This is a genomic window from Arthrobacter sp. B0427-1-12, assembly GCF_059092905.1.
The window spans coordinates 1-9,336 of the sequence record NZ_JBNHIC010000087.1; the positions used below are offsets into that span (position 1 = coordinate 1).

Genomic DNA, 9,336 nt, shown 5'->3' on the forward strand with positions numbered 1-9,336 from the left:
TTGGTATCGCCCGTTCCCCGCAGACTACCGGCAGGCCCGGATACTGTCAGCCCTCCGAGCCCAGGCACGCCCGCTTAGGGCCCTTTCCGGCCCGCGGCGCTGCGACGGAACCGGGATCCGGTGACATTCCGTCACCGGCCGCTCTGTGGCTTCCCCGCCCCCAGGATTCGGGAGACAATCCAGCCAGGGGTTGGCGGAGCCGCCCACTGACCCCCCATGCCGGTAACCTGCACGATCCGGCCGCCGCCCTGGGCCCGCAGGTACGGCAGCACCGCCCGGGTGAGCTGGATTGACCCGGTGAGGTTGGTCGCGATTTCCCGTTCAATGTCCGCATCGGAGAGCTCCTCGGGGGCACCGCAAAGCCCGTAGCCGGCGTTGGACACGACGACATCGATCCTGCCGAGCACTTCGAAGGCGCACTCCACGACCTCCCGCACCCGGCAGGTGTCGGTCACATCCAGGCATGCCGTCCATAACCGCTCGGGATGCTCTTCACGCAGCGGGGCCAGATTGCACGGGCGCCGTGCCGTCGCGGCCACCTGCTCGCCCCGGGCCAGCAGCTGCTCTGTCATTTCGCGCCCCAGGCCCCGGGACGCACCTGTGATGAACCAGGTTCTGCAGGCCATGCCGTCACTTCCCCGACCTCGTGAAGGATCCCCCGCTGATGGCGCCGGCCCGGGTTGCCCGGCTGGCCGCCGCCGTCACTGCGCTGCATCACCTCCGGCCCGGATTACGGTCCGGTGCTGCCGGATTCATTATCCCGCAGCTCGGTACCGCTGTCCCTGCCCGCCCGGCCCGGGTCAGCACCGCGGATATCTCCTGCGGCTGCCTGCTCCCCAGTACGGGGACGTGGGGATTGCAGCCGCCGGGGTGGGTGCCGGGCCTGCTGCCGGACCTGGGTGTGTTTTTCCAGGGGTACGGGGATAAAATTAAATGTTCGACGCTAAGCAGAAGGAATCACGGCCGGGGTGTCCTGGTTGGGGTGGCGTCGTCCCGTTCATCCGGTGAATCGGCGTGTGTGCCGTTCCGGGTGCGGAAGTTTTTCTCGCAGTGCGGGGTGGGCCACGTGGCCAGCAGCGGTATCGGCCGCCGGAGTTTTTTGGGTTTCGGGGCGGCAGGTCAGCGCGCGGCCGCGGTGCCTTCCGCGCCCGGTGTGCTCGATGTCTATATCAATGAGGGTTTCCTGCCGATGGTGGACGGATCCCTCGTCTATCACCGCGGTTTCGGTGACCGTCCGGCGGCGGCAGGGGACCCGGAGGCGGCACTGCGGCTGGCCCCGCATGTTTTCACCGCAACCGGGCAGGTGGTGGCCAGCCGGCACTATCCGCTGAATGCCGCGCTGCCGCCGCACGGGAGGCCCCAGCCTTTGGGCCCGGATCCGGAGAATCCGCATCATTACCTGATCCGGCGGGCGTACTGGGCCAGTTTCTTCCCGCCCCGGACCCTGATTGCCGAGACCGGCTCCACTATCCGGCTGCGGGTGCACAACACCCTGGCCCAGCCGCACCAGCTGGTCTTCCATGATGTGGGTCCCGGCGGCAATGAGCTGGAGCCGCGCGGTGTGGACGTGGGCACCGGGCCGATTGCCCCGGGGGCGGTCGGGGAGGTGGTGCTGCCGGCACCGGAGCCGGGCACCTACATTTTTTCGGATCCGGGCAACGGGCCGGTCGAGCGGGTGCTGGGGCTGCACGGTGCGCTGGTGGTGATTGATCCGGCCGATGCGTGGCGGCTGGCGCCGGGCCGGCTGGAGTTCGAGCGGCAGTGGCTGTGGATCTGCCACGACATTGTGCCCGAATGGGCGGCCGTCGCGTCCCGGGGCGGCACGGTGGACCCGGACGCCCAACCGGCCTATGTCCGCTACTTCACCCTGAACAACTACGCGGGTTTCCAGTCCCTGGCGGTGAGCACCGACAAGGAGCTGAACGAGCGCCGGCACGAGGACACCCTCCCGTCCGGCTTCCCGCGGCAGGGTGATGTCCGGGACCTGAGCGCCTCCCGGTTCCCGGGCACGGTGCGCACCGGTCAGATGATCCGGATGGTCAACACCGGGATCGTGGACCATCAGCTGCATTTCCACGGCAACCACGTGTGGGTGGTGCGGGCCAACGGGTTCGACTTCCCGCGCGGGCTCGGATTCGTCCCTCCCCTCGCCCGGCCGGTGCTGCAGCGGTGGGAGGATACGGTCTTTGTCAACCTGCTGGAGCGCACTGAGGCCCTGCTGCCGTGCTGGCGCCCGCCGGACGTCACCGATGCGGTCTGGGAGGCGCGGACCAAAGACTGGCTCTACCCGATGCACTGCCACGCCGAACCGTCCCAGACCGCAGCCGGGGGCCTGTATCCGGGCGGACTGATGGCGGACTGGGTCCTGGCCGCCCACCCGGAGCCGGAGGATCACGGAACCTACCCCAGCCAGGTGGACTTCGCCGCCAACCAGCCGCACGAGGGCAGCCCCGAGACCGAATTCCCGCAGCGGCCCGATATTTCCCTGGAATTCGATTTCTTCAGCCGCGATCTCGAGTTCCCGGACGGCTCCGAGCACGAGGTGTGGAGCTTCGAGGCCGCAGACGCCGGCCGGGCGCTGCCCGGACCCCTGATGCGGGCCACCGAGGGCCAGATTGTCCACGCCACGATCAAACCGGGCAAGAGTGTGCACACGATCCACTGGCACGGGATCGAACCGGACCCGCGCAATGACGGGGTCGGCCACACGTCCTTCGAGGTGACGGGGCACTATACCTACCAGTGGCGCCCGGAGATCGGTATCGCCGGCAGCCCGAACGAGGGCGCCGCGGGCACGTATTTCTACCACTGCCACGTCAACACCCCGCTGCATGTGCAGATGGGCATGTTCGGTCCGATCATCATTGATCCGCCCAACGCCGATGACGTCAGCACCCCCGGGGCCCGGCGGTCGTTTGTGGACGGGCCCGAATACGACATTGCCACCGAAACCCTGATCGGGCCCTACTCCCTGGACGCCCGCTGGCACGAGATGAACCATGCCGCCGGGCTCTCCGGTGAGGACGTGGGCCTGAACCGGTTCGAGGCGGACCATTTCTACCTGCTCGGCGGGGTGATTCCGGAACGGCCGGCCGGCGAGCATGTCTGGAGCATCTCCGAAATGCGGGCCAATGTGGAAGGCAACGGCCGCGCCCCCACGCTGGTGCGGTTCTTCAACGTGGACTACTTCCCCACCCGGACCCGCTTCACCGATGCGGCCGGGGCTCCGGTGCCGATGGCCGAGATCATTTCCCAGGACGGGCGCCCGCTGCGCAATACCGCCAATCCGGCCGGGCCGGCCCTTCCGGTAGGGGCAACGGGCAACCGTCTGATGACCAGCAGCTTTCTCTCGGGGGCAGCGGAGAAGTACGACGTCCTGCTCCGCCCGCCGGCGCCCGGGCAGTACCGGATCCATGTGGACTTTTTGACCTGGCGGCCCGGCGGACTGAGGGCCACCCGCACCATCACCGTCACCGCCGCATAACAGCAGCACACACCCACCATCCACCCGGGCGGGCCGAAGGGGCCCGGCCCGCCGGGGCCAGGCATCCATAAAGGGGATGACCATCCAATGACCGTCTATAACCCGGGCACATCACCGGGGGCAGTACCGGGGACCTCCTGGGAACTGAAAACCCCTGTGATCTCCCGGCGCACCTTCACCGTTGCGGCCGGAACGGCCGCCCTGGCGGCGGCGACCGCCTACGCCATCGCCTCCACCGGAGCACGCACCGCAACCCTGACGGCACCGGCGTCCTTCGGAGCGGTGCGGATCATCCGCGCCGGACGCTCCCCGCGGTTCACCGCGGCCGGGTCCCCCGTGTTCAGCAGAACCCCCGGGGCAGCGGACTTCAGCCGGATCACCCATGCTGCAGCCCTCAGCAATGCCGGTCCGGTGCCCCAAGCCGGCGCCCATGGCCACGGGGCACCGTCCGGGGGGCCGGTGAACGAGACCTGGGGTGATGTGATCCTCATTGAAGCGGAAGTTACCAACACCGGCAGGGTGCCCAGGCTGTTCTCACCCGGCCAGCTGCGGCTGAAGGTCGGCGCGAACGGACCCACGGTCACCCCGCGCGACGCCAGCCGCGGCGCCGGCCTGATCCCGGCCGGCACCAGCGAACCGGTCTGGATCAGCTACCTCGCACCGGCCGAGGCCACCGAATTCTCCATCGACTTCACCGACCCGCAGCAGAACACCCAACTGGCCCTGGCCATTCCGCCCCTGCGCCAGGGACAGGCCGCCGCCGCCGCGACTCACTAGACGCCCTGGATGTCAGCGGGGGCTCAGCGGGTACTGCGGTGCAGGTCGTATTCGTCACTGGGCAGCAGCTTGCGGGCCCCGCCCACCCCCTCGATGATCAGCACGGTGCCCTCTTCGGGGAAAGCCTGTTCGACTTGGCCGAAATAGTGGATGACGCCGTTGCGCCGGGCTTCGATCCGATCGCCGGGGCGCAGGGCGAACAGGTCGCGGATCCGCGGGTTGAGGCTGAAGACGTTGGTCACTGTATTCCTTCCGTAGGCGCGGGGTCTGGGATCGAGGACCATCATCATGGCGGCGGCAGGCCCCTTGGGCGCTTGACCGCGTGTGCGGTTCCCGTTCCTCTGTTCTCTGGTGTGAGCGCGGGGGGAGTGCTTCCCTAGGCGGCCGAGGGGGACCGCCGGCTGTGGAGCACCGGGCGGGCGGCCTGCCGGAGGGCGTCCAGCAGGGTGGTCAGGGATCCGCCCTTGGCCAGGACCGCGCGGATGCCCAGGGCCCTGCCCTGCTGCCGCAGCGTGGCGGAGGGCTGGGCGGTGAGCAGCACGATGCGGGCTAACGGGGTGCGGGCCAGGATGCGCTGTGCGGCGTCCAGTCCGGTGCCGTCGCCCAGATCGTGGTCCATCAGGACGACGTCGGGCTTCAGCTCCCGGCACAGCCGGAGGGCGGCGTCGACGCCGGTGGCGTAGCCGATGCAGTCGATATCCCGTTCCCGGTTCAGCGCGCCCATGAGCAGCCGTGCGAACCGTGCGTGGTTATCGACAATAAGAATCCGTGTGGGTGACATTGCGGTTGCCTTTCTCGGCATACCTGCGGTGCAGGGGTGGTGTCTGGCCTGCCCGGGACGGGCAGGCGAAGCGTGGGCCGGAACATCCGGCGGAGCCGATGGCCAGAGGTTCATCGGGTCAGCACCGGAAGCCGGCGGTGCGGACACCGGCGGGCGGGACGGCACGGGGGGCCGTCCGCTTCGTGCAGTGTCCTTGGCGCGGGTACCGGAAGGGGGCCGGATACCGCCGATGGCCGGGGGTGTTCATCGCTGCCCGGGGTCCGGCCGGAAGGGCCGGCATCCGGGTGCGGCAGGCTGTAAGCCAGTGCCCGTGACGTGGCGGTCGCCGGCAGGAGTGCCGGCAGTCCGCCGGAAGGGGCAGCTGGGGGTGCAGCCCGGCCCCCCGGGCAGCGCAGCCCTGCTCAGTCGGGCGAGGAACCCGGTTCCGGAGAAAGGCAGGCGTGCAGGGTCCAACCGGCGTCGCTCAGCGCCGCCCCCTGCGGTACGGGCCGGGACAGCAGGTCCGCCAGATCAGCCGCGACGGAGCCGGACCCGCCCTGCGCGGAGGCAGCCGGAGGCAACGACGGCGAGGGCGCCGGAACCGCCGGGTACGGGCCGGACGGGGTGCCGGAACCGGGAGGAATTCCGGGTTGGGCGGCTGCGTGTACGGGCGCTTCGGGGCTGGCAGCTGCGGGTCCGGCAGCTGTTCCTGAAGTTGTTGCCGGTACCCGGCTGACAGCTTCACGGGCGCCGGCTTCAGCGGCCCGATGGTGGACCTGTCCGGCCGCAGCGGCCCGGTTCTCAGCCACGGGCGGGACGGCCGCTGAATCGGCAGGCGCGCCACCGGGCAGGGAAATGTCTGCAGGGCCGGAGGCGTGCGCGGGACCGGGAGCGTCAACGCCGGAAACATCCGGGCCCTCGGTGCCGGCCGGTATCGGCGGAAGCGGGGCGCCAGGCACGGACGGCTGCACAGCAGTTACCGGTGACACGACCGGTTGGGCTGCATCCAGCACCGGTTCGGCCACGTTTAGGACCGGTTCGGCCGCCTCAAGGACCGGCTCAACGACCTGGGCAACAGGTGCAATAACGGGTTCAACGATGCCGGATACCGGTGCCACAGCCTGAACGGCATCAGCAGCTGCCGGCACCGCACGTGTGAGGGCCTGAACAGCAGGATCCGCCAAGGCAGGGACAGCACCCGTGACCGCCGGGACGAGATCCGGAACCGGCGCGGCGGCAGGACCAGCGGCCGTGGCCGGCGGTGCGGCGGGCGTTGGAGCGGGTACGGCAGCAGCTGCAGCCCCGGCCACGCCGCGGACAGTTACCGTTGTTTCCGCCACGGGGGCGGCGACTGGGGCCAGGGGTGCACCGGTGAGATCCTGCTCGGTCAAAGCCGGGGTAAGGGCATGGGCGGCGGCGGCGCCAAGGACCATCCAGGCCAGAACTGCGAGCCCGGCCAGCAGGACGCGCCGAACCAGAGGTGCCATGCACCAACGCCGGTTTCCGCCTGCCATTACACCTCCCCCCGAGATGTCCCCCAAAATGTCGCAGCACAAAGGCTGCGGCAATGTTGATCCATGCTAGGCCCGTTCCCGGTCCCGGGCAATAGTTCCGGCTCCATAATCGGTGTTTCCGCCGTCGTGGGACGGCGGGGCCGTCATGGCCTCATCCCGAGACATATGCGCTGTTATCGGCTGTCCTGTATCTCCGTGTTTCTGTGAATCTGTGGGATGCCATCGGCCGGCCTGCCCCGTACCCGGCCGGGCCGGGCCGGTTCGTGCCGGGGAAACTGTTGGCTGAAGCGTTTGTCGGCCTCCTGTCGGGTCCTTCCCGCGGCCTGTCCGCCCGGGGCCGGGGGTGCCGGCATGCCCACTGTTTTTGCCGTGCCGGCCGGCTGTCCGGGAGCAGGAAAGGGCTTCAGGGCCGCTGTTGGGGGCGGTTGCCGGGGGCAGGATGCCATCCAGGCGGGGTCCAGGTGGCCGGGACCGGGTGGCCGCTGAATTCCCGGCACCGGCTGCAGGAGTAGCTGACCTGGCCGAAGTCCTGCTGCGGGCGGGCGGGGTCTGCGGCCGGAGCGAAACTCTCGAAGAGCAGGAATTCGTCCGTGCCGCAGGTGAAGCAGTAGGGCTGGGCGGGGCCGTTCATGCGGATAGGGGCAGCGGCGCGGCCGGATAAGGAGGAAATGCGCACTGCCGGTCACCGCCCTGCTGTCTGGGGGAGGTCAGGGACCAGTTCACTGAGTTCGGCGGGGGTGAGGTTGGCTGCTCCGCCGATCGTGTGCGGGTTTTCTCCGGCTTTCAGTGCTTCGTCGATGGCTTCGGCCAAGGCGGTTTCGGCCTGGTCCATTTTCACCTGCAGTGTTTCCACTGTGGCGGAAGCGACCCATACCTGCTTCAGTTCGTCGTTCACAATCTTGCTCCTGCTCTGCGTGTCCGGGCCCGGCGCTGCTGCAGGCCGCTCAGGTCAGAGTTCCGGATGGTGTTTTCCGGAAAGAACCGTGAGCCATGAAAATTTACAATGTAAGCCCCGCAGAATGAAATCGGCGGGCCGGCCTCCGCTGCTGCGAGGGGCCGGAAGACTGTCCCGGGCCCGGGTGCGTAGGGTGGAAGGGCAGGTCCAGAAAGGGGTGGACAATGGCCCGAACCGATTCACTGTCCAACACCGGCGCGGGTGGCACGGGGGCGGATAAGCCCAGGCTGGAGCGGCGGCGCATCCTGCAGGCCGGTGCGGACTTCATCGAAGAGCATGGGGTCCGCCGGCTGACCATGCGCCGGCTGGGTACGGAGCTGGGGGTGGAGGCGATGTCGCTCTACCGCTACGTTCCCTCGCGCGAGGATCTGCTGGACGGGATCGTCGAGATGGTGCTCGATGAACTGCACGGCGACCCGGAAGTGTACGGGGAGCCGCGGCACGGCTGGCAGGACTACCTGATCCGCCTGGCCCACGGCTTGCGCCGCCTGGCCCTGGCGCATCCGCAGGTCTTCCCGCTGATTGCCACCCGGCCCGCCGAGGCGCCGTGGGTGCGTCCGCCGCTGCGCAGCCTGCGCTGGGTCGAATCCTTCCTCCGGGCGCTGAAATCCTCAGGATTCTCCGATGAGTCGGCGGTGGCTGCGTACCGGGCCTTCAGCAGCTTCCTGCTGGGCCATCTGCTGCTGGAGGTGGCCGCGATGGGAGCGGACGTCGGCCCGGAGGATGCCGATCCGCGTCCGCCGCAGGAGGCGGATCGGGACGGGTACCCGCTGCTGGGGAGCCTGCAGCCGCTGCTGTCCCAGGACCGGTCCGCACAGGAATTCGAGGAGTCCCTGGAAAACCTGCTGGACCGGCTCGAAACCCTGGCCGGCCAGGCGTGACCGAGGCCGGTTTTGCCCTAATTTACTAAGCATGCTTAGCTTACGTTGTAAGCGGGATCCGAGTGAGGAGAGAGAAGCATGCAGGTTATCCGTGACAACTATGACGCTTCCCGGTTCGATGCCTACGTTGACGGCTCCCTGGCCGGATCGCTGCACTACCGCGTGGAGGACGGCCGGCTGTGGCTGCTAAGCGTGGTGGTGGACCCCGAGTACCGGGGCCCGGACCTGGGCGGCCGGCTCGTGCGCGAAGCGCTGGCGCAGGCCCACCGCCGCCGGCTGGCGGTCCTGCCGTTCTGCATTGAAGCGCGCAGGCAGGTCTTCGCCCACCCGGTCTATCTCAACCTGGTCCCGGAAACCGAACGCCGGCGCTTCAGCAAAACCCTCGGCGGACACAGCGGCACCCGGCCGGTGCGGACGGCCCGAACAATGGAGGCGGCGCGGTGAGCGGCAGGCTGAAGGTTTTGGTGCAGGTGGACCTGGAAGGCGCCTGCACGCGCATCAGTGTCAAGGGCCCGGTGCACTGCCGGAACGTCACGGCTCTGTGCGTATTGGCCAGGCGGGCCAATTCCCTGGCCCCCGGCTGCGAGATCGTCCTTGACCTGTCGGCCGCCTCCACACAGCCGGAGGTGCTCGAGCAGCTCAGTGACTGCGCAGCCTCCCGGCGCCTGCCCGAAACCGCCGACCCCGCCCAGGCCGAATGCCGGCTGCGGATTATTGCCCCGCCGCTCACGGAAGACCTGTCACCCCGCGTCGCACTGGCAGCCTAAGCGGAACGGCCGCCGACCGCCGCCCCGGCACCGGAATCTGCCGGATAGTTCCGGCCGCTTGTCCGGTAAACCGTCAATGCCTTTGGAAGTCAGGAGTCCAAAATGGATTGGCAGTCGATGTTCGGGCCGAGTATTCCGCTGCTTGAGGCCTTTATCCGGGGCACAGTCATGTTTCTGGTGCTGTTCCTCCTGATGCGC

The 9,336-nt window shown here is 68.9% G+C and carries 10 protein-coding genes; 5 read left to right on the forward strand and 5 right to left on the reverse strand.

The features are described 5' to 3' along the window. Positions 1-131 precede the first annotated feature (131 nt). Complete coding sequence (locus AC5RWU_RS22825) at positions 132-626, reverse strand: SDR family NAD(P)-dependent oxidoreductase (RefSeq protein ID WP_493986460.1); 495 nt, start codon at positions 624-626, stop codon at positions 132-134. Between the two features lie 440 nt (positions 627-1,066). On the opposite strand from AC5RWU_RS22825, the gene AC5RWU_RS22830 reads away from it, so the two are divergent. Together AC5RWU_RS22830 and AC5RWU_RS22835 are read left to right on the forward strand one after the other, a co-directional pair. After that, positions 1,067-3,484: a multicopper oxidase domain-containing protein gene (locus AC5RWU_RS22830; RefSeq protein WP_494037333.1), complete on the forward strand. Its 2,418-nt coding sequence runs from the start codon at positions 1,067-1,069 to the stop codon at positions 3,482-3,484. Positions 3,485-3,571: 87 nt separating this feature from the next. Next, entirely contained in the window at positions 3,572-4,261 is a 690-nt protein-coding gene (locus AC5RWU_RS22835) for a hypothetical protein (RefSeq protein ID WP_493986462.1), read from the forward strand. Between the two features lie 23 nt (positions 4,262-4,284). Here AC5RWU_RS22835 and AC5RWU_RS22840 read toward each other — a convergent pair whose 3' ends face one another. The 4 genes from AC5RWU_RS22840 to AC5RWU_RS22855 all read right to left on the reverse strand — a co-directional run bounded on the left by AC5RWU_RS22840 (position 4,285) and on the right by AC5RWU_RS22855 (position 7,430). After that, positions 4,285-4,503, reverse strand: a complete 219-nt coding sequence (locus AC5RWU_RS22840; RefSeq protein ID WP_493986463.1) for a hypothetical protein — start codon at positions 4,501-4,503, stop codon at positions 4,285-4,287. A 134-nt stretch (positions 4,504-4,637) separates the two neighbouring features. Continuing rightward, on the reverse strand, positions 4,638-5,042 hold the full coding sequence (locus AC5RWU_RS22845; protein ID WP_493986464.1) for a response regulator: 405 nt from the start codon (positions 5,040-5,042) through the stop codon (positions 4,638-4,640). A 401-nt stretch (positions 5,043-5,443) separates the two neighbouring features. Further along, positions 5,444-6,508: a hypothetical protein gene (locus AC5RWU_RS22850; protein ID WP_493986465.1), complete on the reverse strand. Its 1,065-nt coding sequence runs from the start codon at positions 6,506-6,508 to the stop codon at positions 5,444-5,446. A gap of 709 nt (positions 6,509-7,217) precedes the next feature. After that, positions 7,218-7,430 (reverse strand): hypothetical protein, encoded by a 213-nt coding sequence (locus AC5RWU_RS22855; protein ID WP_493986467.1) that lies wholly within the window; start codon positions 7,428-7,430, stop codon positions 7,218-7,220. Positions 7,431-7,654: 224 nt separating this feature from the next. On the opposite strand from AC5RWU_RS22855, the gene AC5RWU_RS22860 reads away from it, so the two are divergent. The 3 genes from AC5RWU_RS22860 to AC5RWU_RS22870 all read left to right on the forward strand — a co-directional run bounded on the left by AC5RWU_RS22860 (position 7,655) and on the right by AC5RWU_RS22870 (position 9,138). Next, positions 7,655-8,371: a TetR/AcrR family transcriptional regulator gene (locus tag AC5RWU_RS22860; RefSeq protein ID WP_493986468.1), complete on the forward strand. Its 717-nt coding sequence runs from the start codon at positions 7,655-7,657 to the stop codon at positions 8,369-8,371. 78 nt (positions 8,372-8,449) lie between these two features. After that, positions 8,450-8,815 (forward strand): GNAT family N-acetyltransferase, encoded by a 366-nt coding sequence (locus AC5RWU_RS22865; RefSeq protein ID WP_493986469.1) that lies wholly within the window; start codon positions 8,450-8,452, stop codon positions 8,813-8,815. After that, complete coding sequence (locus AC5RWU_RS22870) at positions 8,812-9,138, forward strand: hypothetical protein (RefSeq protein WP_493986470.1); 327 nt, start codon at positions 8,812-8,814, stop codon at positions 9,136-9,138. The genes AC5RWU_RS22865 and AC5RWU_RS22870 overlap by 4 nt, the downstream gene beginning before the upstream one ends. Positions 9,139-9,336: the final 198 nt, after the last annotated feature.